Below are 21137 nucleotides of genomic sequence, written 5' to 3'. Positions count from 1 at the left end.
TGATACCTACTCGGCAGCCTGCTCTGGTGCTGCGCTGACCTCGGTTGCCGCCGTTTCGCTTTTCGGACCGGCGATCATAAGGCGTGGCTTGCGCTTGCGCCGGGTTATCCGCACCTGCTTGATCCGGCGCGCATCGGCTCGCGTGATCTCGAATTCAAAGCCCTTGATCTTGGAAATCAATTCGCCACGCACCGGCACCCGGCCCAAAATCGCAAAGATCAATCCGCCCAGCGTATCGACATCTTCGGCCAATTCGCCCGGATCGAAATCGGGGCCGATCGTTTCGATAAGCTCGCTCAATTCAACCCGCGCATCGGCGAGATAGATATCGTCACCCACGGGCTTTAGCATTGCCGCTTCATCTTCATCGTGCTCGTCTTCGATATCCCCAACCACCGCTTCAAGCAAGTCCTCGATTGTGACTAGGCCATCGGTGCCGCCATATTCATCGATCACGACCGCCATATGCATGCGGGTCGCCTGCATCGAGGCCAGAAGGTCCGTAACGAGCATGGATGGGGGTACAAACAGGACCTTGCGCACCAGATCCTGCTTTGAAATTTTCTGCTTGAGCATGGGCGACAGCAATTTCACAGGGCTTGCCGCTGTGCCGTTGCCATTACCGTTGGATGGGCCATTGGCCGCACTGCGCTTTACCGGCTCGGCGATCTTGTCGAGCACGTCCTTGATATGGACCATACCGACGACATTATCGAGACTGTCCTCGAAAACGGGCATGCGCGAATGGCCGACCGAGCGAAAGCGTGAAATCACTTCGCCAACGATCACATTGGTATCGACCGCTTCGATATCGGCACGCGGCACCATAACGTCTTCCACCCGCATGCCACCGAGCTTGAGCACGTTTTGCAGGATCGCGCGCTCTGACGCGGAAAAGCTGTCGAGCAGACGGTGTTCGGGAGCATCAAGCGCTTCCTGCAGATCGTCGCGCAACGACGCAGACCGGGCAGAAAGCATTGCCTTGACTTTGGTCCATAGCGAGGAGCGCTTGTCCCCGGAAAGTACAAGGTCTCGAGAGTCGCCAGATTGGCGATGCGGCCGGCGCGCCGCGGCGCTAGATTGATCGTAATCGGTCATTTCGGGTGCGGCCTTTACAGTTGGCCGTCAGCACTCCTTGGGCATCATTGCGCAGTTTTCGGGTCAATCGTATCCAGATCGAGGTCTTGTCCATCATAGGGATCCTCATAACCCAACCGGATCATAATATCGGTTTCTCTCGTCTCCATGACAAGAGCTTGTTCACCGGTTTGGTGATCATAGCCTAAAATATGCAGCATGCCATGCACCAAAAGATGCACGAAATGGGCCTCAAAGCTCTTGTCGAGCGCGGCCGCTTCGCGCACCAGCGTTTCATGGGCAAGGATTATGTCACCTAAAAGGCCCATCACGGCATCGTCAGGTTCGATCTGCGGGAAGGAGAGCACATTGGTCGGCTTGTCCTTGCCGCGCCATTGCCGGTTCAGCTCTTTTTGCGATTGGTCGTCGGTCAGAACGATCGATATTTCCGCAGGACCGGCAACGTCCCGGCCAGACATTTCCAGGGCAACCAGAACGGCCCGCTCGACAAGCGGCTCAAGACCTTGTGGCCAGTTGCCGGCCTGCCGGGTCACATCGATGTCAAATGCGAGCATTGTTTCTTAGACCGCCAATGGGCCTTCCCCGGTCGGGCTCTTACCCGTCGAGCCCTCATAGGCGCGCACGATCCGGGCGACAAGTTCGTGGCGGACCACATCCTTGTCCGAAAAGCGCGAAATATGAATGCCATCGATATCGGAAAGCAGATGCAGCGCTTCGACAAGCCCGGATTTTTCGCCGCGCGGCAAATCCACCTGGGTGGGATCGCCAGTCACGATCATGCGGGAATTCTCGCCGAGCCGGGTCAGGAACATCTTCATCTGCATCGACGTGGTGTTCTGCGCCTCATCGAGAATGACCGCAGCGTTGGCCAGCGTGCGCCCGCGCATGAACGCAAGCGGCGCCACTTCAATGGCCCCTGACGTTATGCAGCGCTCGACGACTTCTGGCTGCATCATGTCGTAAAGCGCATCGTAAAGCGGGCGCAGGTAAGGATCGACCTTTTCCTTCATGTCGCCGGGCAGGAACCCCAGCCGTTCTCCGGCTTCAACCGCAGGGCGCGAAAGGATGATGCGGCTGATTTCGCCGCGCTCAAGCAGCGTTGCGGCATAGGCAACCGCAAGATAGGTCTTGCCGGTGCCTGCAGGGCCGACGCCAAAGACAAGCTCGAAACGGTCCATGGCGCGGATATAGCCGTCCTGGGCCGGGTTGCGGGCAACGATTGTTGCCTTGCGCGTGGCAATCTGGGCCATGCGCACCTTGCCCTTTTTCTCAAGCGTGGGCAGCGAAAGCTGGCTATCGTCGGTCTGAACCATGCGGATGACTCCATCCACATCGCCAATGGAAACCGGCTTGCCCTCTTCGAGCATGTCATAAAGCGATTCCAAAGCCCGCCGGGCCTGATCGATCGATTGCGGATTGCCGCGCAGCATCACGTGATTGCCGCGCGAATTGGCTTCGACGCCCAACCGTTGCTCAAGCAGGGCCAGGTTCTGGTCAAATTCGCCATAAAGTTGGGAAACGAGCCTGTTGTCTTCAAAGGCCAGTTCGAGATGGGCCGGATTGGCCGGGGCGGGTTGCGACCGCAAATTCCGTGTCAAATGCTGTGGCTCCAAAATGCCGTGCAGGACATCAAAACCGAATCTATCAGAACGCCGACTCTATCAAACCGCCTGCACTTTGGATGTGACAATTGTGCCGACAAGCGAATTTTTTGCCCGGTCGACGATTTCAACCGGCAGAATCTGGCCGATAAGGCTTTCGTCAGCCTCGATATGAACCGGCTGGAGATAGGGCGAGCGCCCGGCAATCTGACCGGGATTGCGGCCTTTTTTCTCCAACAGCACTGGCAGTGTCAGGCCTACGCAGCCAGCGTTGAACGCGGTTTGGTGGGCCGTAATTTCCGCTTGCAGCGCTTCTAGGCGCTCGGCCTTTACCGCTTCGGGCACCTGATTGTCCATTTCCGCGCCTGGCGTTCCGGGTCGGGTCGAGTATTTGAACGAGAAGGCGGATGCGTAGCCGACCTTTTTGACCATATCGAGCGTATCGGCGAAATCCCTGTCGGTTTCACCGGGAAAACCGACGATGAAATCGCCGGAAAGCGCCATGTCCGGACGGGCCTGTTTGATCCGGTCGATGATTTCGAGATATTGGGCTGCCGTGTGGCGCCGGTTCATGGCCTTGAGAATTGTATCGGAGCCCGATTGCACCGGCAGATGCAGATAGGGCATCAACTTGTCGAGGTCGCGATGGGCCGCAATCAGCGCATCGTCCATGTCGCGCGGGTGGCTGGTGGTATAACGGATACGGGCAAGCCCCTCGATTTCGGCAAGAAGATAGCAAAGTTCGCCCAGACCGATCTGACGGCCTTTGTCATCGACCCCGTGATAGGCATTGACGTTCTGGCCCAAAAGCGTGATCTCGCGAACCCCGGCATCGGCAAGGGCGCGCGCTTCGGCGATGACCTGCGCGACCGGGCGTGAAACCTCGGCGCCGCGCGTATAGGGTACAACGCAGAACGAACAGAACTTGTCGCAACCTTCCTGCACCGTGAGGAACGCGGTCAGCCCGCGCGAAATGGTCACTTCCTTCTTCGGCGCCGGAAGATGGGCAAATTTGTCTTCCTCGGGAAAATCGGTGTCGATCACCCGCTCGCGGTCGGCGCGGGCCACAAGCTCGGGCAACCTGTGATAGGACTGGGGGCCGAAAACCAGATCGACGGCAGGTGCCCGCGCCATGATTTCTTCGCCTTCGGCCTGGGCGACGCAACCGGCAACCCCGATCAACATCTTTTTGGCACCGGGCTCGCGCTCATTGCGGAAATCGCGGATGCGGCCAAGTTCGGAATAGACCTTTTCGGCGGCCTTTTCCCGAATATGGCAGGTGTTGAGCAGCACAAGGTCTGCCTCGCCCATGTCCTGGGTCGGGCTAAACCCGTGGTCTGCCAGCGCATCGGTCATCCGGTCGCTGTCATAAACATTCATCTGGCAGCCATAGGTCTTGATAAAGACCTTCTTGGCATTTGTGGTCTTGCTCGCATCGCTCATGGCGCCCATTTACAATAAAACATCGCCCTTTGGCAAAGCCTGAGAACGATTGAGCGCAACAAGCATTTCGCGCACGGTTTCTTCCGCCTCCCTGGCGACCGCCTTGTGTTCCATTTTCCCGTCGATTGGGGAGCCAAGGGCCAGCGCAATATCCTTGCGGCCCGAGCCGAGAATTTGTCCCAGATTGTCGCCAAGTCCCATATGCCCGATCCAGGCGACCTGCGTGCGCTCGTGACGCGAAATCGGAAGCCCGGCAATCGAAAGATAGGCAATTGCCATGGGTTGAATAAGGGGCGAGCAGCCTTTTTCGGCCTTTATTGCCTTGTGCACCGCGCCCACGAGTGCGGATCGGAAAGGCAGAACATGGGTGCCCGTATCGGACGTGCCTTCGGCAAAGAGCACGACCTTGCCGCCATTCTCTAACGCATCCGCCATTGCCGTGGTTGTGCGCTTGGTATCCAAACGCCTTGCGCGATCAACAAAGATCGTGCGTTGCAAACCGGCCATAAAGCCCACCAACCGATATTGCGCCACCTCCGATTTGGCGACAAAACGCACCGGCAGTTTTGAGCCGATCGCAACAATGTCGAGCCAGGAAATGTGGTTGGAAACCAAAAGCACGGGGCCATTGGCAACCGGCTCTCCCAAGAGCCGCACCCGGAGCCCGAGCCCGAAAGCAAAAATGGCAAAAAAAGCCTTTGGCAGAATATGGGATCTTGCGGCCCAAAATTTCAGCGCCAGCAGCTGAACCGGCAGGAACAGCAATGTAAAGGGCACCAGCGCCAGCGCCAGAAATCCGACGCGCAGGATCATCGCCTAGTCTTTTGGTGTGTCGGTTTTAAGGGGAATACCGTAAAGCTCCAGCCTGTGGTCGACAAGTTTGTAGCCCAGCTTTTTGGCGATAAGCTCCTGGATGGCCTCGATTTCCTCGTTGCGGAATTCGATAACCTTGCCAGAGCGCACGTCGATCAGGTGGTCATGATGTTCGTCAGGGTTCTGCTCGAACCGTGCGCGCCCATCCTTGAAATCGTGCTTGGTGATCAGGCCGGCTTCCTCAAAAAGGTTGACGGTCCGGTAAACGGTGGAAAGCGAGATGCGCGGGTCGATTGCCGAAGCGCGACGATAAAGCTCTTCCACATCGGGGTGGTCGCTCGCCGCTTCGAGCACGCGCGCAATAACGCGGCGCTGTTCGGTCATGCGCATATTGCGGGCGACACATTGCTCTTCGAGTGTGGCCTCACCGGCCTGCGGATTGCCCATGCGCTGGTCCCGATCGTCTCAAGTTCCCGATGATTTGGGGTTAACCGAGATCAGCCCGCATGACAAGGGCGGTTGCCGCCGAGCCGTCAGGCCGGGGATAATAGCCTTTCCGGGTGCCGATATCGGCAAAGCCGTGCCTGCGATAAAGCCCGATGGCGCTATTGTTGTCGTCTGCCACTTCCAGAAATATCGAGCGCACCGGGCTGTGGCGCAGATCGTCGAACACGGCCCGCAGCAAGGCTTGGCCTATTCCCTTCTTGCGCCGCCATTTATCCACGGCGATCGTGAGCAACTCGGCCTCATCGTCTGTCGTGCGGATAAGCGCAAAGCCGGAAATGTTCCGCCTTGCGTCCATGGCGATGTAGCAGGGCGTGATCTTGGGTGCGGCAAGATAGGCTTCAAAATCGCTGACCGGCCAGCCGCGATAAAATCCTTGCGCATGAAGTCGCGCCAATTGGGCTGCGTCCTGGGGTTCCCCATAACCGATATGCAATCCGTGTGGCGCCATCCAGACCTTCATGCCCGCAAGACCTTTCCCCTGGTCTGCGGCTTGGCATCGGCATCCCGGATATAGGAGGGCACTGGCGGAAACCGGACCGGATCGGCAGTTTGCGCCCAGGCTGCTACCAGCCCGATATCGACATGCGGATCGTCGGGGACGGTCTTGCCCGCTTGAGACAGGGCGGCCTCAAAAGACAGCAGCTTTGCCGGTCCGGCGCTGACACCCGACGCAGAAAAAGTCTGGAGATAGGCTTGGCCACGCTTGGCGTCGACAACCAGCTTTTGCGCACCGTCCTGTCCGAGCGACAACGCCAAAAGGCTCGGCACGCCTAAAACGGGAATGGCTTTGGCCAGCCCCAATGCGCGGGCGACAGACAGCCCGATTCGCAAGCCGGTAAACGAGCCGGGGCCCGTCGTTACCGCGATACGTTCAAGCCGCTCATAGTCAACGCCGTTATCTGCCAAAAGCGTTCCGATGGCACCCATGATGATTTCCGCATGACCACGAGCGATATCGTGGACAAGCGTTGCCGGCTGACCTGCCGACCCTGCCAGCGCAAGCTGAAGGCGCTCGCGCGCGGTATCGATGGCAAGGGTGATCGGGCGTGTCATGCTCGTTGCGATAGCTTGAAAAGCAAGACCCCGCAAGCGCTTCGGCTTGGCGGGGTCTGCAACTGGCGTGAGGCCATTGTCGGTTTATGTGCGCAAGATCAGATTTGCTGAACCTGCTCGACGCCGGGTACGAAATGGCGCAACAGGTTTTCGATCCCGCTCTTAAGGGTTGCGGTGGATGACGGGCAGCCTGCACATGCACCCTGCATATGCAGAAATACAGTGCCTTCCTTATAGCCACGGAAAATAATATCGCCACCGTCCATGGCCACAGCCGGGCGTACGCGGGTCGCCAGCAATTCCTTGATGACTTCTACCGTTTCGGAATCCTCGTTCTCGAAAAACTCGTCCTCAGCATCTCCGGCATCCGCATCCGCGTTATCGGCGAGGATCGGCTTTCCGCTCATGAAGTGTTCCATCACGGCACCGAGAACCGAAGGCTTGATATGAGCCCATTCGATCGACTCGGCCTTTGTGACCGAGACGAAATCGGCGCCAAGAAATACGCCGGTCACGCCATCGACCGAAAACAGTGCGCTTGCCAGAGGCGAAACACGAGCAGCTTCGGCATCGCGAAAATCGCGCGGCTCGCCCGAAAGCACCTCGCGCCCAGGCAGAAATTTCAGCGTGGCTGGGTTGGGCGTTGCTTCTGTCTGAATGAACATGGTTTCACCGGCTTTCATCTTCGATGCGAATGGATCATAAATTTAGAACCATTCCAAACTGGATTAAAGATAGCGCAATTTCGCGCTATTGCAAGAGCCGGGATCGATGAAATAAGCAAGCCGTCCCGTTCAGCAGAGTGCCGCCAGGTCGCTATCGGAAATAGTTCCCGGCACGACCGTCACCGGTACGCGAAAGGCATTGGCTCCGCGCGCGGCTATCGAGGAGACAAGCGGACCCGGCCCTTCCGACGAATCGGCTGCAGCCAGGACGAGAATGGCGATATCGGGGTCCTCGGTAATCTGGGCCTCGACCTCGTCGACCTTCTTGCCTTCCCGGATCACGCGTTCGACTTTGATGGAACCGAAGGCCGCAATGCGCGCGGCCTGCCGGGCCTGAAGCGTTTCGGCTGCCTCGCGCGCTTCGGCGCGCATGATGTCTTCTACGCCCAGCCAGTGTTGATAATTGTCCGGCTCGATGATCGAGAGCAGTACAACCGTACCGCCGGTGCGGCGAACGCGCAGGGCGGCGAAAGTAACGGCTTTTGCACACTCTTCGGTGTCATCGACAATAACGAGAAATTTGCGCTTATATTCGTTTGCGTAGCGATCGGAGGTATCGGCCAAGCGTGTCGTTCCGTATGCGTTTTATGGAACGGCCATGCTGCCACAGCGGCTTTGGCGCGCGCAAGTGGTCAATCTGTGGGAGCTTGCATCGGCGGTGCCAGGGGTAAATTCTTCTGGGGTCATTGGCGCCCCCGGCACTTTACGCTTTTTTGCCAAAGCGTTAAGAAGTGGAAGAATGGGCGTACGCGCTCCATGCGCGCGGTGCCTTGCGCGTGACAAACCGAACGCTCCAGGTTGAGGCTAGACCCAAGATGTCGCATAATTCTTCTGCCCGACCTGTTTTGCCGTCTGGCCGCCGTTCCTATCCCATTATCGCATACCTGGCTTTTTTGATGGCGGTCATCCTGTTGCCGACTCTGGCTTTCACGGGCGTTCTGCTTCAGCGCAACAATGTGGCCCAGGAAGAGATCGTTGAAACCTTTACGGTCGCCACCACCCGTTCGGTCGCGCAGGCGGTCGAGCGCGAAATTTCAGGCATGATCACGACTTTACGGGTTCTTGCGCGTTCGGAGGCTCTCGGTGAAGGCGACATGCGCCGCTATCATGCCCATGCCCAGGCCGCACTTTCCGGAACGGGGGCGCATCTGATCCTGATCGATCGGCAATATCGCCAATTGTTCAACACCCGCGTGTCTTATGGTGAGCCTTTGGGATTGATGTCCGATCCCGAGACCGCCAAGCGGGCCTTTGAGACCACCGATGCGATCGTTTCGCCCGTTTTCTGGGGACAAGTGGCTGGAGAATATGTCTTTAACGTCATGATGCGACACGATGACGACATATCTGGCGAGCAGGTCATCATTCTCACCCAGAATGTGTCGAATCTTTCCAACGCGTTGCTTAGCCGCGAATTGCCTGCCGGTTGGCATGTGGCGCTTGTTGACGGCAATAACAATGTTCTGGCGGCCTCCTCTCACGACGATACCGAAGTGGGCGGTGCTTTTTTCATCCCGCGCGACGGTCAGGGGACGTCGCAGCGCTGGCGAACCCAGGTGATCAATGGGGAAGAATACAAGACCATAACCCAACGCTCGATTCTGACCGGATGGTATGTGATTGCCTGGGCGCCGAGCTTTGTTGTGGCCCAACCTTTGCGGGAATCCCTGCTCTGGCTGATCGCGGGCGGGTTGGCTATTGTCAGTCTTGCCGCAATGGCGGCTGCCATCGTTGCCCGCCAGATTGCTCGTTCGGTGCGCGGGCTGGCGCGGCAGGCAAGGCGGCTCGGCAGCGGTGAATCGATTGAAGCTTTGCAATATCCCGTGCAGGAAATGACGGTTGTCTCCGAGGTTCTGTCCGAAGCCGCGCTTAAGCGGCAAAAGGCGGAAGCCGAGGTCCGTTTTCTGATGCGCGAAGTTGCGCATCGCTCGAAAAACCAGCTTACCGTTATTTCCGCCATGGCCAAGCAAACCGCCCAAGGCGTCGACTCGGTGGAAAAATTCATCGAAAATTTCCAGAACCGCATTTTCGGGCTGGCGCGCTCGACAGATCTACTGCTTGCTCACGGGGCTTCCGGCATCGCCTTGCGCGATCTTTTCAAGACCCAGATCGATCCCTTTCGCCCCGAAGATCCCGAGCGCGTCAAAAAAACGGGACCGGACATAAAACTCAATGTGCAGGCCGCGCAGGTATTGGGCATGGCCGCGCACGAACTTGCGACCAATGCCTCGAAATATGGAGCATTCGCCGCACCCGAAGGGCGGCTTGAGGTTGACTGGTCCTATAATGAAGACTGCACAGCGCTCGATCTTGCCTGGCGCGAATATGTGCCGGGATTTGCAGTACCCCAGGAGCGCAAGGGATTTGGCACCGTTGTGCTCAAGACCATGGTTGCGGGCGCCCTTTATGCCGATGTTGAGCGCGTCATTCACGAAGATGGACTTGAATGGCGTTTTTCGATCCCGTTGCAATATCTCGATCCAGCCCGCGAGCAGGTTGGGCTTGAAGGCGATGACGAGGATGATTGAGCACCCGACACCGCGCTCCGGCGCAAACAAAAAGCTTCTCATTTGGTCATATTTCCCCTATAGGGACGCCATTCAGAAAAGCATGCCTGCCTTTGGCAGATGCGCTGATTGGCCGTACCTGGACGACATCCCGGCTACGGCGTCTTTGAACTCCCTTGTTTTGAAAGGATAAACCGATGTCGATTACGCCAGAGCGCAAGGCTGCGCTGATCAAGGAATATGCGACCAAGGACGGCGATACCGGCTCTCCGGAAGTTCAGGTTGCCATTCTGACCGAGCGGATCAACAACCTGACAGATCACTTCAAGACCCACGCCAAGGATAACCATTCGCGGCGCGGCCTTTTGAAGCTCGTCTCGACCCGCCGCTCGCTGCTTGATTATGTGAAGCGTGGCGATCATGCGCGGTACCAGGGCCTTATCGAACGGCTCGGCATCCGCCGCTAAGCGAAATACAAAAAGATGCGGCGCTTTTATAAAGGTGCCGCATCTTTTGCTTTTCACACCGTCTTTCAAGCCGAAAGCGGAAAAGATGAGAAGCAAAGCCGGGTTCCGGGATGGGCCCGAACCGGCAAACCAGCGATCGAAAAGGGCCAGCCCTGGGGCATGGCAGGATCGCCGGAGACTTTTTAACTGGGTCGTCTGGCCTATTTTGACGAGTCTCTCGCCGTCTTGTCCATGTTCCGACCGCACCGGCCCTATGGATCGCGCCGCGCCCCGTTTTTCGGCCTTTGGGCCAGATCGAGGGCGCAAAAGATGGAATGTGATAGAAGATGACAATCAAATTCGAACACCACAAGGTCGAACTCGACTGGGGTGGACAACCCCTTACCCTTGAAACCGGCAAAGTTGCCCGTCAGGCCGATGGCGCTGTTGTCGCGACTCTGGGCGAAACCGTGGTTCTGGCCACTGTTGTTTCGGCAAAGGAACCCAAGGCAGGCGTCGATTTCTTCCCCCTGACAGTCAATTACCAGGAAAAATACTTTGCGGCCGGCAAGATTCCTGGCGGCTTTTTCAAGCGCGAAGGCCGCCCGTCGGAAGCGGAAACCCTGATCTGCCGCCTGATCGACCGTCCGATCCGCCCGCTGTTCCCTGCTGGCTACAAGAACGAAACCCAGGTTATCGTGACTGTGCTCCAGCACGATATGGAAAACGAGCCGGACGTTCTGGCACTTGTTGCAACTTCGGCCGCACTCACCATTTCGGGTATTCCGTTCATGGGGCCGGTCGGTGCTGCGCGTGTCGGCTATATCGACGGCGAATATGTGCTCAACACCCCGATCGACAAGCGCGACGACTCCAAGCTCGACCTCGTAATGGCCGGCACCTCCGACGCTGTTTTGATGGTTGAATCGGAAGCCAAGGAACTTTCCGAGGACGTCATGCTTGGTGCGGTCATGTTCGGCCATCAGCAGAGCCAGAAAGTGATCGACGCGATCATCAAACTGGCTGAACTCGCTGCCAAGGAGCCGCGTGAGTTCACTCCGGAAGACCATTCCGAGCTTGAAGCTGAAATGCTCAAGCTGGTTGAGGATGAATTGCGCTCCGCTTACAAGAATACCGACAAGCAGGCCCGCTATGCCGCCGTAGATGCGGTAAAGGCCAAGGTAAAGGCACATTTCCTTCCTGAGGACGGCGAAGCGAAATACAGCCCTGAGCAGATCGGTGCCGTGTTCAAGTCGCTTCAAGCCAAGATCGTGCGCTGGAACATTCTTGACACCAAGACCCGTATCGATGGCCGCGACCTTTCAACGGTGCGCCCCATTGTTTCCGAGGTCGGTGTTTTGCCCCGCACTCACGGTTCGGCGTTGTTCACGCGCGGGGAAACCCAGTCGCTGGTCGTTGCAACTCTGGGTACCGGCGATGACGAACAGTTCATCGACTCGCTCGAAGGCACCTCCAAGCAGAACTTCATGCTGCACTACAACTTCCCGCCCTATTCGGTCGGTGAAGCTGGTCGTGTAGGCTCGCCCGGCCGCCGGGAAATCGGCCATGGCAAGCTGGCATGGCGTGCCATCAACCCTGTTCGCCCCAGTGCCGAAGAATTCCCCTATACGTTGCGCGTGGTTTCCGAAATTACCGAATCGAACGGTTCGTCCTCGATGGCAACGGTTTGTGGCACCTCGCTGGCCCTTATGGATGCCGGTGTGCCCATGAAGCGCGCGGTTTCGGGTATTGCCATGGGGCTTATCCTTGAGGGCGATAAATACGCCGTTCTCTCCGATATTCTGGGCGATGAAGATCATCTTGGCGACATGGATTTCAAGGTTGCCGGCACCTCCCAAGGCATCACCAGCCTTCAGATGGACATCAAGATTGCCGGTATTACCGAGGAAATCATGAAGGTCGCGCTGGCTCAGGCCAATGAAGGCCGCGCCCATATCCTTGGCGAAATGGCCAAGGCAATCGACACGGCCCGGTCCGAAGTGGGCGAATTTGCACCGCGAATTGAAACACTTAAGATTCCGACCGACAAGATTCGCGAAGTGATCGGCACCGGCGGCAAGGTCATCCGCGAAATCGTGGAAAAGACCGGCGCCAAGGTCAATATCGAGGATGATGGCACCGTCAAGGTATCCTCTTCGGACGGCAAGGCAATCGATGCCGCGATCAAGTGGATCAAGTCGATTACCGATGAGCCGGAAGTCGGTGAAATCTATCAGGGCACAGTTGTAAAGACCGCCGATTTCGGGGCTTTCGTCAACTTCTTCGGCGCCAAGGACGGCCTGGTTCACATTTCACAACTCGCGTCTGAACGCGTCGCCAAGACCACCGATGTGGTCAAGGAAGGCGACAAGGTCTGGGTCAAGCTTTTGGGCTTTGACGAGCGCGGCAAGGTGCGTCTGTCGATGAAGGTCGTCGATCAGGAGACCGGCAAGGAAGTCGAGAAAGACGACGCAGAATAAGTCTGCTTAACGCAAAGTTAGGCACAATTTATGCGCGAAAAGCCCGGAATTTTCCGGGCTTTTTTGCGTTTTTGGGAACTTGGAGCGTGTCCAGCAAAAGCATGTCCTTGGACCTGCCTGGAGGGTGGAAATGGCTTTGCGTTCGGACACGCGCCAAAACAAAGACTTAGAGCCGGGTTTTGATTCCCTTAAAACCTGAACGGCTCTAATGAAACGGGAGGAGTTCCATATAGTGGAGCTCAAAGGTCATGCAGACAATCAACGCTTTGGTGCCCGAGCTTGCGGTCAAAAGTTACCGCGTGAGCCGAAATTTCTACCTGACTATTCTCGGGTTCACGCTCATATATGAGCGGTCCGAAGAAGGGTTCGGCTTTTTTGCGCTCGGGGCCAGCCAGATCATGCTCGACCAGATCGGGTTGGGCCGCGATTTCGGTGATACGGACGGTCAATTGGGGCGCGGGGTCAACTTTCAGATTGGCTTAGATGCGCTCGATCCGCTGCTCGAGCGGCTCAAAGCAAATGCGATCATGCCTTATCTGTCGCCCGAGACGCGCTGGTATCGGCGCGATGATGTCGAGATCGGGCAGTATCAATGCGTCGTTGCCGATCCCGATGGTTATCTGCTGCGCTTTGTGCAGGTTTTGGGCACAAGGCCGGTCACGGCAAGCTAGGCGCTTCTCGTAATCGGCCTTAACTCCCACGCGGTTCGTGATGCAGGATGTGTTCGGGCAGCACGCGATGCGGTGGCGGGTGGCCGTCAAGGAAAGTGCGGATATTGACGATCACGGTTTCCCCCATTTCGATCCGCCCCTCAAGGGTTGCCGAGCCCATATGCGGGGTAAGGACCACTTTGTGCGCCCGCGCCAGCGCCAGCAATCTGGGATTGATGCCGCGCTGGTGCTCGAAGACGTCGAGCGCCGCGCCCTGAAGATGTCCCGCTTCGATCAATTCAGCCAGCGCCTGTTCGTCAACAAGCTCTGGTCGGGCGATATTGACCAGAACTGCGCCCTTTCTCATTGCCCGCAGCCGGTCGGCCGAAAGGATATTGAAAGTGTCGCGGGTATGGGGCGTGTGCAGCGAGACGATATCCACATGGGCCAGCATCTCTTCGATGCTTTCCCACCAAGTCGCCCCGAGCGTCTCTTCGACCTGCGCCGGTTTGCGTGAGCGGCCGCAATAATGAATGGAAAGCCCGAACGCCCGCGCCCGGCGTGCGACCGCGGTGCCAATGCGGCCCAACCCCACGATCCCGAGCGCCTTTCCCCCCAGCCGTCGCCCGAGCATCCATGTGGGCGACCAGCCGTCCCAGGTTCCGTCCTTCAAGAGCACCTGCGCGCCTTCGTTCAAACGGCGCGGGATCGACAGGATCAACGCCATGGCCATGTCCGCGGTATCCTCGGTCAGCACCGAGGGCGTGTTGGTAACGGTAATGCCAGCGGCATGAGCTGCTTCGATGTTGATATTGTCAAAGCCGTTGCCGAACTGCGCAATCAGTTTGACCGATGGCGGAAAGGCGGAGATGGTCTGGGCATCGATGCGATCCGTAATCGAGGAGACGAGTACGTCGGCGCCGTGGAGCCTGCCGATTAGTTCGGCCGAATCGAAAGGCATGTCATCGGCATTGAAACTGGCGTCGAAAAGGGCCGCCATGCGCTCTTCAATGGAGCGGGGCAAGCGGCGCGATACACAAATCCTCGCGCGATCGGTGGTCACGCCATCACCATTTTGCTGCCTCAGCCCGGATCATCAATAGCCCTTTCAGCGCCCGTTAAGATCGTTGCGCTAGTGATAGGAAAAAACCAGGGGTCTGGAAAGCCCTGAGCGCTGAACTGTGGCGTGTCTCGCGGAGCTGGAAACGGATTTGCGTTTTTGGGGCACGACAAATAAAAGCAGGCGCCCTGGTTTCGATTCTACCAGAACCCAGACCCGAAAAACGCGAGACAGATACAATTGACTGCATTTTCCAGATTGCGCGCCATTCTTTTGTGCATTCTCGCCCTTGCAGGCTCTTTCCTGGCCATTGGCCCGGTCTTCGCGCAGCCGCAATCTGTAGGCGCTTCGAGTGGGTTGCCGCTGCCGCGCTTTGTGTCGGTGCGCTCGTCTCCGGTCAATGTCAGGGTCGGGCCGGGCACGCGTTACGAGATCGCATGGGTCTATGTGCGGCCGGGCATCCCTGTGGAAATCACCCAGGAATTCGATACTTGGCGCCGCATCCGTGATGTGGACGGAGCGGAAGGCTGGCTGCATCAGAACCTTTTGGTTGGCACCCGCACCGCCTTTGTAACGCCTTGGGCGGAGCAGGGTCAGGTCGCGCTGCGCTCGCGCCCTGATGCCAATGCACCAGTCCGCGCCTGGCTGATGCCAGGGCTTATGGTTGAAGTGCGCCGCTGTACGGGAACCATGTGCGAAGTCCGCTTCAACCATACGGGCGAAAGCGGCCGCGCAACTCAATATTCGGGCTTTATCGAACAGGATGCGCTTTGGGGCGTTTATGTCAACGAAGTGTTCGACTGACACTTCTTTGGTGCCCAGCAACTGAACATGCGGCAAACACCGAAGCTTGCGCCTCTGGCCGCCCGGCCAGAAAACGTCTGCCAACAGTGGATGGCGGTGGAGGGTGTGTTTGGTATTAGGCGGTTGATTTATTTCGCTTTTTTGACCCGAACGATCACATCCACATGGCTGACCACCATGCCTTCGGGCGCGTTAGGCAGCCCGGAAATCTTTATCGAATCCGAAGGGATGTCCTGAATCGTCTGGTCATCCTCGATATAGAAGTGATGGTGATCGGTGGTATCGGTATCGAAATAGGATCGGGAGGCGTCAACCGAGATTTCCCGCAACAGACCGGCCTGCCGGAACTGGTGCAGGGAATTGTAGATCGTTGCGAGCGAAACCTGAACGCCTGCCTGGGCCGCTTCGGAATGAAGCTGCTCGGCATTGACGTGGCGATGCTCGCCGCCAAACAGCAATTCGGCAAGCGCCAGCCGTTGACGTGTCGGGCGCAAGCCAGCCATGCGCAGCACCGCCATAAGGCAGGGGCCGCGGGAGGCAGGTGCCGTATCGCGAGACAATCGTGTCATCGGTATGTGAGGCCTTCCTTGTTTATCTTTGCCCGGACTATAGTGACTTGCTCGTATTGAGACAAGTTTTGTGACCCAGTATGACCCTTGCCGCGTCCTCAAGATTGACTCCGATCAACCAGACGGCGTTTTCCACCAAGAAACGATAAATCGCATCCGATCGCGCCAATATGATTGCCTTGAGAGGCGCTCCGGGTCTAGACTCGGAACTGTTCCGGTCATGACGGCTTGTATGATTGGGACGCCCATAACTAGACCGAGAGGCAATCATGAGCTTGCGTGTATCTGGTAAGAACATGGACGTCGGTGAATCGCTGCGCACCAAGGCGCAGGACCATTTCGACGCCGTTGTCGGGAAATATTTCGATGGCGGATATGATGGGCACCTCACCCTCGAGCCAGAAGGTATCGGGTTTCGTGCGGACTGCATGGTCCACCTCGATACCGGAGTTGTTCTCAAGGCGACGGCAGCGGAAAACGATGCCACCAAAGCCTATGAAACAATGGCTGAGCATATCGAAAAACGATTGCGGCGCTACAAGCGCAAACTCAAGAACCACCGGCGTAATTCCAATGGCACCGAAAGCGGCTACGCCGACTACATCCTGGCGCCATTCGACGACGAGGAAGTCCAAGACGATTTGGCTCCGCCGGTCATTGCTGAATCAACCCAGAGCCTGCGCACCATGAGTGTCGGCGAGGCCGTGATGGAGCTTGATTTGGCGCAATCTGACGTGATTGTGTTCCGTCACGCTGGACATGGCGGCATGAATGTGGTTTACCGCCGGGCCGATGGCAACATTGGCTGGATAGATCCAGCCCTTGCAAAAAATTGACGGGCCATAATTCCAACAACGGCACCACAAAGGCTTTCTTTCATGGAACTTGCTGACATTCTGTCGCAGGAATCGGTGATTCCCTGCGCTAAGGTCGCGAGCAAACGCCAGCTCCTCCAACAATTGGCCGAAAAGGCATCGACCCTTGTAGGGGTCGATGCCCAGACGATCTTTGACACGCTTTTAAGCCGCGAGCAGCTTGGCTCCACTGGTCTGGGCAATGGGATTGCAATCCCACATGGCAAGATCAAGGGCCTTTCCGGCGTAACCGCCGTCTTTGCCAAACTGGCTCAGCCGATCGAGTTCGATGCTGTCGATGACCAGCCTGTCGATCTGGTGGTTATGCTGCTGGCGCCCGAGGGGTCGGGAGCAGATCATCTCAAGGCGCTGAGCAAGGTTGCGCGGCTGTTGCGCTCCGAAGGCATTGTCGATCGACTGCGTTCGACCAAGGATGAAGCCAAGCTGCGCGACATTCTGACAACACCGCTCGAAGCCATTAACGCAGCCTGAACGTCGCTTGATCGTGCGGACGTGTCGGCCTTAATGTAGGGTGGCCAGGCGCACTTCGTGACCTTCGATCCAGTCCAGAATCGCATCGCGTGAATCGGCGATCAGAACCGGCGCGCCGTCTGCCGACATCAGCAATTCAAGCGGCTGATCGGCTGGCGCCATTCCGGCCTGGGGCACGAATTGGGCAAGATCGCCTGCGTTCATCTGGCGCCAGAACACGATATCCCCGGCGCCAAGCGCCGCGAACTGGGCAGCGGTCATCACCTTGAGCATCTGAGCCGTATTGCCCAGGGGCGCTTCGGTGAAAAGGCGCTTTTCATTGGACTTGTTCATCACTCAATACTCCTTACTCTGCCGTCCTGATCTCGATGCGTCGGGATACAGGTTCAGCAATCGGGCGCTCGACCCTGATGACAAGGAGGCCGTCCGAAAGTTCGGCACCCTCGACGCGCATGCCGTCGGCCATCAGAAAGGTGCGCTGGAACTGACGCGCGGCGATGCCGCGATGCAGGTATTGGCGCGCACCATCCTCGGTCTGCCGACCCCGCACGATGATCTGATTATCCTCTGCAATCACTTCCAACTCGTTACGAGCGAAACCGGCGACGGCAACCGAGATCAGAAAAAGCTCTGATCCGTCGTTGTTGGCGATGCGTTCGATATTGAAAGGAGGGTAGCCATCACTGGCCTTGGCCAGACGGTCAAAGCGCTCTTCAAAAGCATCAAAGCCCAAGAGAAACGGCGCGGAAAAAAGCGATATGCGTGACATAGTGGCATTCGTCCTTGTCAACCAAGCAACACGATCCCCCAAAGGCCCATCTCATAGGCACCTCCGGGTTCTGGATATGATATGGGGCAGCGAAGGTGCGGTTCAAGTGCCGTCACATTTTTGAAACCAGACCCTTAGGGACCCTAAATGCCTCAATTGCCTGCAGTTTCAGTAATCATCCCCGCCTATAATGCGCAGGAAACAATCGCAAAAAGCATCGAGAGCGCGATCACGCAAGCAATCGACGATCTGGAAATCCTTATCGTTGTCGATGACGGGTGCGATTATGAACCGGTTCTGGCCCGCGCCGGGATCGACGATCCGCGTGTCCGCATGCTCAATACCGGCAAGGTCCGCTCGGGATCCTCGAACGCGCGCAATATCGGGCTCGATGCGGCGCAAAACCCCATTTGCGCGATCCTTGACGCCGATGATTTCTTCCTGCCGCATAAGCTAGCCATCATGGCAAAGGGCGCTGCCGAGCACGGACTGGCCTCCTGCGCGCTCGCTGTGACCATGCCGGATGGGCAGGTGCTGCGCCATGTGGGAGCCGGGCCGGACCGGGACCTGGCGCCGTCCGCGTATAAATTCACCAATATTTCGATGGATTCGATGCTGGTCTATGACCGCAATCGCGCCGATCCGCGTTACGATTCGAGCCTGCCCTGCCTGACCGATCTGGACCTGCTGCTAAAGCTGTTCGCGACCTTCCCGAGTTGCCGGCATTTCGGCACCCCGCTCCATGCCTATGTCAAAATGCCGGTTTCGGTTTCCAACGGACCGGGAGTGACCGAAAGGATGGTGGCGACCAAGAACCTGATGCTTTCCCGGCTCGATGAGGGCTTTTATCCGCTGGCAGCGCTCGAGGGTAATGCGGGGATCAAGGCGTTTCTCCAACGCTCGCTTGAGGCGGAAAAAACCTATCGGCCGCATGGCGCGGGGGAGCCCATTGCGCTTTTTGAGAACCATCTGGAAACGGTTCTGGCGGCCGATCCGCAAAACCTCTGAGCCCTGTCGGGGTTTGTGCTGAGCCGGTGATTCAGCGCCGGGGAACAATCGCGCGCCTAATATCGCCCGGTCACCGACAGACCGGAGGACATGATCATGGCTCGGAATGCGTTTTCGTCCCGGCCGTTCTGGACCAATCAGCGCGGCGCGTCCGCAGTCGAATTCGCCCTGCTGATGCCAATCTACCTGCTTGTTGTTCTCGGTGCTCTGGCCTATGGAATTTATTTCGGCGCGGCGCACTCGGTCCAACAATTGGCTGCCGATGCTGCCCGTGTGGCCGTGGCCGGCCTCAACGATACCGAACGGGCGAACCTTGTTCATGCCTATGCACAGGCCAATGCGCAGGGCTACATTCTGCTCGATCCCGATCGGCTTGAGATCGTGCCGGAGCCGAGCCCACACGATGAAAACCAGTTCCTTGTGACCGTGCGCTACGATGCCTCGACCCTGCCGATCTGGAACCTTTATCCCCCGCTGCCCTTGCCCAGCCAGACAATTGCCTACCGCTCCATCATTCGCAATGGCGGGCCGTTTTAGCCATGAAACCGCTGCCGTCATGCCTTTCCAGATTTGCTCGCGATACGCGCGCCAGCATGGCGATCATGATGGCGGTGGCTTTTCCCTTGCTGATCGTGCTGGCGGCGCTGGCGGTCGATGCGGCGGCGCTCTATCATCAGAAACGCGTATTGCAGGCCGGGGTCGATATGGCCGCGCTCCATGCCATGGGCAATCCCGATACAGCGTTTGAGCGCGCAGCGCTTTCGCTCACCGATTCCGGGCACATCAATGGCTCGGTGGCGCTCGAAACGCTATCCGGCGCGGTGGGCGGGCCGCTCGACGTCATAACCGGCATCTATTGGCCCGATCCCGACCGGCCCGTTGCCACCCGTTTCGAGCCGGCAACGGGCCATGCAAACGCGGTACGGGTAGATATGCGCACAAAGGGCAATCTGTATTTCGCCCAGACATTTCTGGCCTCCCTGCCCGATATATCGGCAAGCGCCGTGGCGGCCATGGAGCCACGCGCGGCCTTTTCCATCGGTTCGCGACTGGTCAATCTCAACGCTGGAATCGCTAATGCCATCCTCGGCGGGCTTTTGGGCACAACACTTTCGCTGCAGCTTGTCGATTACGAGAACCTCGCCAATCTCGACATTGCCCTTTTGGGCTTTCTCGACGCGCTGGCGGGCGAAGTAGGGTTGCAGGCGGGCACCTATGGGCAGTTGCTTGATTCTAACATTGCGCTGGCCGATATCGCGGCTGCGCTCTCGGTCGCGGCACAAGGACAGTCGGGCGCCGCTGCCGATGTTCTGCTTAATCTGGCCGGTCTCGTCGACGATTCGATTTTTGTCGGGATGGCAAGGCTTATCGTTGCCGAGGGACTTGCCAATGTCGGCGTTGGAACCGCTGTTGCGGGCCTTGATGCCAGCGTCAATGCGCTCGAACTTTTGACAGCTGCGGCAATGGTGGCCGATGGCGACCGGCAGGTGGGGCTGGATCTGGGCGTTAGCCTGCCCTCGATTGCCGGGGTCACGGCACAGCTTGCCGTCGGTCAGCCGCCGCAGGGTGGCTGGTACACGCTTGGGCCCCGCGGCGCCTATGTACGTACGGCACAGGTCCGGCTCAAACTCGATATAACAGTGCTGGGCAGTGGCGGGACCGGTATCGGCCTGCTCAAAATCGGCCTGCCTGTCTATCTCGAACTGGCCTCGGGTGAAGCGCAATTGACCGGCCTGCGCTGTCCGCCATCCCATCCCGGCCAATGGCAGGCAACGATTGCCGCCCGGCCTGGAATTGCCCGGCTGGGGGTGGGCGCAATTTCATCAGGCGGGTTCAGCAATATGAGCCAACCTCTGAGCTTTTCGCGCACCCCTATCGTCAATGTCGCCAGCCTTGCACGCGTCACTGCAAGGGCCGACGTCGCCATGGCCGCGACCGCCCCGCAAAACCTGACCTTTACCCAGGCTGACGTGATCGCCGGAACAGTGAAAACGGTATCGACGACCACCCCTGTAAGCAGCCTGACAGCCAGCCTGATCGGCAATCTCGATCTGAAGCTCGAGCTTTTGGGCACAAATCTTCTGGGTGGACTATTGTCGGGGCTACTGGGCACGGTTCAGGCGCTTTTGAACCCGGTGGCGCCTGTAATCGACACAACGCTCACCACATTGCTCTCCATGCTCGGGATCGGGCTGGGCGAGGCCGATATCAGGCTACACGGCTTTGAATGCCGTCAACCGGTACTTGTGCAATAGGCA

24 protein-coding genes are annotated in these 21137 nt (G+C 58.0%); 10 read left to right on the top strand and 14 right to left on the bottom strand.

Going from position 1 to position 21137, the window contains the following annotated elements; translation table 11 throughout:
- Positions 1–6 precede the first annotated feature (6 nt).
- The 10 genes from EO133_RS15340 to EO133_RS15295 all read right to left on the bottom strand — a co-directional run bounded on the left by EO133_RS15340 (position 7) and on the right by EO133_RS15295 (position 7804).
- Complete coding sequence (locus EO133_RS15340) at positions 7–1098, bottom strand: hemolysin family protein (protein ID WP_244640579.1); 1092 nt, start codon at positions 1096–1098, stop codon at positions 7–9.
- A 44-nt stretch (positions 1099–1142) separates the two neighbouring features.
- Positions 1143–1652, bottom strand: coding sequence for an rRNA maturation RNase YbeY (ybeY, locus tag EO133_RS15335; RefSeq protein WP_127073509.1), 510 nt, complete (start codon positions 1650–1652; stop codon positions 1143–1145).
- A 6-nt stretch (positions 1653–1658) separates the two neighbouring features.
- Positions 1659–2696, bottom strand: a complete 1038-nt coding sequence (locus tag EO133_RS15330) for a PhoH family protein (RefSeq protein WP_127073508.1) — start codon at positions 2694–2696, stop codon at positions 1659–1661.
- Between the two features lie 63 nt (positions 2697–2759).
- Complete coding sequence (gene miaB / locus EO133_RS15325) at positions 2760–4142, bottom strand: tRNA (N6-isopentenyl adenosine(37)-C2)-methylthiotransferase MiaB (RefSeq protein WP_371870892.1); 1383 nt, start codon at positions 4140–4142, stop codon at positions 2760–2762.
- A 9-nt stretch (positions 4143–4151) separates the two neighbouring features.
- The gene (locus tag EO133_RS15320; RefSeq protein ID WP_127073506.1) at positions 4152–4955 is read right to left on the bottom strand and encodes a lysophospholipid acyltransferase family protein; all 804 of its coding nucleotides are present in this window, start codon (positions 4953–4955) and stop codon (positions 4152–4154) included.
- A gap of 3 nt (positions 4956–4958) precedes the next feature.
- Positions 4959–5402: a Fur family transcriptional regulator gene (locus EO133_RS15315; RefSeq protein WP_127073505.1), complete on the bottom strand. Its 444-nt coding sequence runs from the start codon at positions 5400–5402 to the stop codon at positions 4959–4961.
- A 40-nt stretch (positions 5403–5442) separates the two neighbouring features.
- On the bottom strand, positions 5443–5922 hold the full coding sequence (gene rimI / locus EO133_RS15310; RefSeq protein ID WP_127073504.1) for a ribosomal protein S18-alanine N-acetyltransferase: 480 nt from the start codon (positions 5920–5922) through the stop codon (positions 5443–5445).
- Positions 5919–6515 carry a tRNA (adenosine(37)-N6)-threonylcarbamoyltransferase complex dimerization subunit type 1 TsaB gene (tsaB, locus tag EO133_RS15305; protein ID WP_127073503.1) on the bottom strand — a complete coding sequence of 199 codons (597 nt, stop codon included), beginning with the start codon at positions 6513–6515 and terminating at the stop codon, positions 5919–5921. Before tsaB ends, rimI begins: the two co-directional genes overlap by 4 nt.
- 98 nt (positions 6516–6613) lie before the next feature.
- On the bottom strand, positions 6614–7180 hold the full coding sequence (locus EO133_RS15300; RefSeq protein ID WP_127073502.1) for a NifU family protein: 567 nt from the start codon (positions 7178–7180) through the stop codon (positions 6614–6616).
- A gap of 129 nt (positions 7181–7309) precedes the next feature.
- Complete coding sequence (locus EO133_RS15295; RefSeq protein WP_127073501.1) at positions 7310–7804, bottom strand: universal stress protein; 495 nt, start codon at positions 7802–7804, stop codon at positions 7310–7312.
- A 332-nt stretch (positions 7805–8136) separates the two neighbouring features.
- Here EO133_RS15295 and EO133_RS15290 point away from each other — a divergent pair, with 332 nt between their 5' ends.
- The 4 genes from EO133_RS15290 to EO133_RS15275 all read left to right on the top strand — a co-directional run bounded on the left by EO133_RS15290 (position 8137) and on the right by EO133_RS15275 (position 13344).
- The gene (locus EO133_RS15290; protein ID WP_164735037.1) at positions 8137–9768 is read left to right on the top strand and encodes a sensor histidine kinase; all 1632 of its coding nucleotides are present in this window, start codon (positions 8137–8139) and stop codon (positions 9766–9768) included.
- A 176-nt stretch (positions 9769–9944) separates the two neighbouring features.
- Positions 9945–10214, top strand: a complete 270-nt coding sequence (rpsO, locus tag EO133_RS15285; protein WP_127073499.1) for a 30S ribosomal protein S15 — start codon at positions 9945–9947, stop codon at positions 10212–10214.
- Between the two features lie 326 nt (positions 10215–10540).
- Positions 10541–12673, top strand: coding sequence for a polyribonucleotide nucleotidyltransferase (gene pnp, locus EO133_RS15280; RefSeq protein WP_127073498.1), 2133 nt, complete (start codon positions 10541–10543; stop codon positions 12671–12673).
- 248 nt (positions 12674–12921) lie between these two features.
- Entirely contained in the window at positions 12922–13344 is a 423-nt protein-coding gene (locus tag EO133_RS15275; protein WP_127073497.1) for a bleomycin resistance protein, read from the top strand.
- Positions 13345–13363: 19 nt separating this feature from the next.
- On the opposite strand, the gene EO133_RS15270 is transcribed toward EO133_RS15275, so the two are convergent.
- Positions 13364–14386 carry a 2-hydroxyacid dehydrogenase gene (locus tag EO133_RS15270; protein ID WP_371870894.1) on the bottom strand — a complete coding sequence of 341 codons (1023 nt, stop codon included), beginning with the start codon at positions 14384–14386 and terminating at the stop codon, positions 13364–13366.
- A 237-nt stretch (positions 14387–14623) separates the two neighbouring features.
- Between EO133_RS15270 and EO133_RS15265 the strand changes: the two genes are divergently transcribed.
- Positions 14624–15187: an SH3 domain-containing protein gene (locus EO133_RS15265; RefSeq protein WP_244640581.1), complete on the top strand. Its 564-nt coding sequence runs from the start codon at positions 14624–14626 to the stop codon at positions 15185–15187.
- 128 nt (positions 15188–15315) lie between these two features.
- Here the strand turns inward: EO133_RS15265 and irrA are convergent, their stop codons facing one another.
- Entirely contained in the window at positions 15316–15756 is a 441-nt protein-coding gene (gene irrA, locus EO133_RS15260) for an iron response transcriptional regulator IrrA (protein WP_206513528.1), read from the bottom strand.
- A 269-nt stretch (positions 15757–16025) separates the two neighbouring features.
- Between irrA and hpf the strand changes: the two genes are divergently transcribed.
- Together hpf and ptsN are read left to right on the top strand one after the other, a co-directional pair.
- Positions 16026–16592 (top strand): ribosome hibernation-promoting factor, HPF/YfiA family, encoded by a 567-nt coding sequence (gene hpf / locus EO133_RS15255; protein ID WP_127073496.1) that lies wholly within the window; start codon positions 16026–16028, stop codon positions 16590–16592.
- A gap of 42 nt (positions 16593–16634) precedes the next feature.
- The gene (gene ptsN / locus EO133_RS15250) at positions 16635–17102 is read left to right on the top strand and encodes a PTS IIA-like nitrogen regulatory protein PtsN (RefSeq protein ID WP_127073495.1); all 468 of its coding nucleotides are present in this window, start codon (positions 16635–16637) and stop codon (positions 17100–17102) included.
- Positions 17103–17132: 30 nt separating this feature from the next.
- Here ptsN and EO133_RS15245 read toward each other — a convergent pair whose 3' ends face one another.
- Complete coding sequence (locus tag EO133_RS15245; RefSeq protein ID WP_127073494.1) at positions 17133–17435, bottom strand: DUF1150 domain-containing protein; 303 nt, start codon at positions 17433–17435, stop codon at positions 17133–17135.
- A 13-nt stretch (positions 17436–17448) separates the two neighbouring features.
- Positions 17449–17871 carry an Hsp20 family protein gene (locus EO133_RS15240; RefSeq protein ID WP_127073493.1) on the bottom strand — a complete coding sequence of 141 codons (423 nt, stop codon included), beginning with the start codon at positions 17869–17871 and terminating at the stop codon, positions 17449–17451.
- Between the two features lie 147 nt (positions 17872–18018).
- Between EO133_RS15240 and EO133_RS15235 the strand changes: the two genes are divergently transcribed.
- The 3 genes from EO133_RS15235 to EO133_RS15225 all read left to right on the top strand — a co-directional run bounded on the left by EO133_RS15235 (position 18019) and on the right by EO133_RS15225 (position 21134).
- A complete protein-coding gene (locus EO133_RS15235; protein ID WP_127073492.1) occupies positions 18019–18879 on the top strand; it encodes a glycosyltransferase family 2 protein in 861 nt (286 codons plus the stop codon).
- Between the two features lie 96 nt (positions 18880–18975).
- Positions 18976–19416: a TadE/TadG family type IV pilus assembly protein gene (locus tag EO133_RS15230; protein WP_127073491.1), complete on the top strand. Its 441-nt coding sequence runs from the start codon at positions 18976–18978 to the stop codon at positions 19414–19416.
- Positions 19417–19418: 2 nt separating this feature from the next.
- Complete coding sequence (locus EO133_RS15225) at positions 19419–21134, top strand: TadG family pilus assembly protein (protein WP_127073490.1); 1716 nt, start codon at positions 19419–19421, stop codon at positions 21132–21134.
- Positions 21135–21137: the final 3 nt, after the last annotated feature.

Origin of the sequence: Pelagibacterium lentulum (genome assembly GCF_003992625.1) — a bacterium.
Taxonomy (GTDB): domain Bacteria; phylum Pseudomonadota; class Alphaproteobacteria; order Rhizobiales; family Devosiaceae; genus Pelagibacterium; species Pelagibacterium lentulum.
Note: the sequence above shows the minus strand (reverse complement) of the source record. Positions and strands in the feature narration are given on the sequence as shown.

Coding starts and splice junctions, on each gene's coding strand:
- EO133_RS15240 (WP_127073493.1), bottom strand. CDS start 17,871: ATGTCACGCATATCGCTTTTTTCCGCGCCGTTTCTCTTGGGCTTTGAT.
- irrA (WP_206513528.1), bottom strand. CDS start 15,756: ATGACACGATTGTCTCGCGATACGGCACCTGCCTCCCGCGGCCCCTGC.
- tsaB (WP_127073503.1), bottom strand. CDS start 6,515: ATGACACGCCCGATCACCCTTGCCATCGATACCGCGCGCGAGCGCCTT.
- hpf (WP_127073496.1), top strand. CDS start 16,026: ATGAGCTTGCGTGTATCTGGTAAGAACATGGACGTCGGTGAATCGCTG.
- EO133_RS15230 (WP_127073491.1), top strand. CDS start 18,976: ATGGCTCGGAATGCGTTTTCGTCCCGGCCGTTCTGGACCAATCAGCGC.
- EO133_RS15315 (WP_127073505.1), bottom strand. CDS start 5,402: ATGGGCAATCCGCAGGCCGGTGAGGCCACACTCGAAGAGCAATGTGTC.
- EO133_RS15290 (WP_164735037.1), top strand. CDS start 8,137: ATGGCGGTCATCCTGTTGCCGACTCTGGCTTTCACGGGCGTTCTGCTT.
- EO133_RS15225 (WP_127073490.1), top strand. CDS start 19,419: ATGAAACCGCTGCCGTCATGCCTTTCCAGATTTGCTCGCGATACGCGC.
- EO133_RS15320 (WP_127073506.1), bottom strand. CDS start 4,955: ATGATCCTGCGCGTCGGATTTCTGGCGCTGGCGCTGGTGCCCTTTACA.
- EO133_RS15235 (WP_127073492.1), top strand. CDS start 18,019: ATGCCTCAATTGCCTGCAGTTTCAGTAATCATCCCCGCCTATAATGCG.
- EO133_RS15300 (WP_127073502.1), bottom strand. CDS start 7,180: ATGTTCATTCAGACAGAAGCAACGCCCAACCCAGCCACGCTGAAATTT.
- ptsN (WP_127073495.1), top strand. CDS start 16,635: ATGGAACTTGCTGACATTCTGTCGCAGGAATCGGTGATTCCCTGCGCT.
- EO133_RS15275 (WP_127073497.1), top strand. CDS start 12,922: ATGCAGACAATCAACGCTTTGGTGCCCGAGCTTGCGGTCAAAAGTTAC.
- rpsO (WP_127073499.1), top strand. CDS start 9,945: ATGTCGATTACGCCAGAGCGCAAGGCTGCGCTGATCAAGGAATATGCG.
- EO133_RS15245 (WP_127073494.1), bottom strand. CDS start 17,435: ATGAACAAGTCCAATGAAAAGCGCCTTTTCACCGAAGCGCCCCTGGGC.
- EO133_RS15340 (WP_244640579.1), bottom strand. CDS start 1,098: ATGACCGATTACGATCAATCTAGCGCCGCGGCGCGCCGGCCGCATCGC.
- pnp (WP_127073498.1), top strand. CDS start 10,541: ATGACAATCAAATTCGAACACCACAAGGTCGAACTCGACTGGGGTGGA.
- ybeY (WP_127073509.1), bottom strand. CDS start 1,652: ATGCTCGCATTTGACATCGATGTGACCCGGCAGGCCGGCAACTGGCCA.
- miaB (WP_371870892.1), bottom strand. CDS start 4,142: ATGAGCGATGCGAGCAAGACCACAAATGCCAAGAAGGTCTTTATCAAG.
- rimI (WP_127073504.1), bottom strand. CDS start 5,922: ATGAAGGTCTGGATGGCGCCACACGGATTGCATATCGGTTATGGGGAA.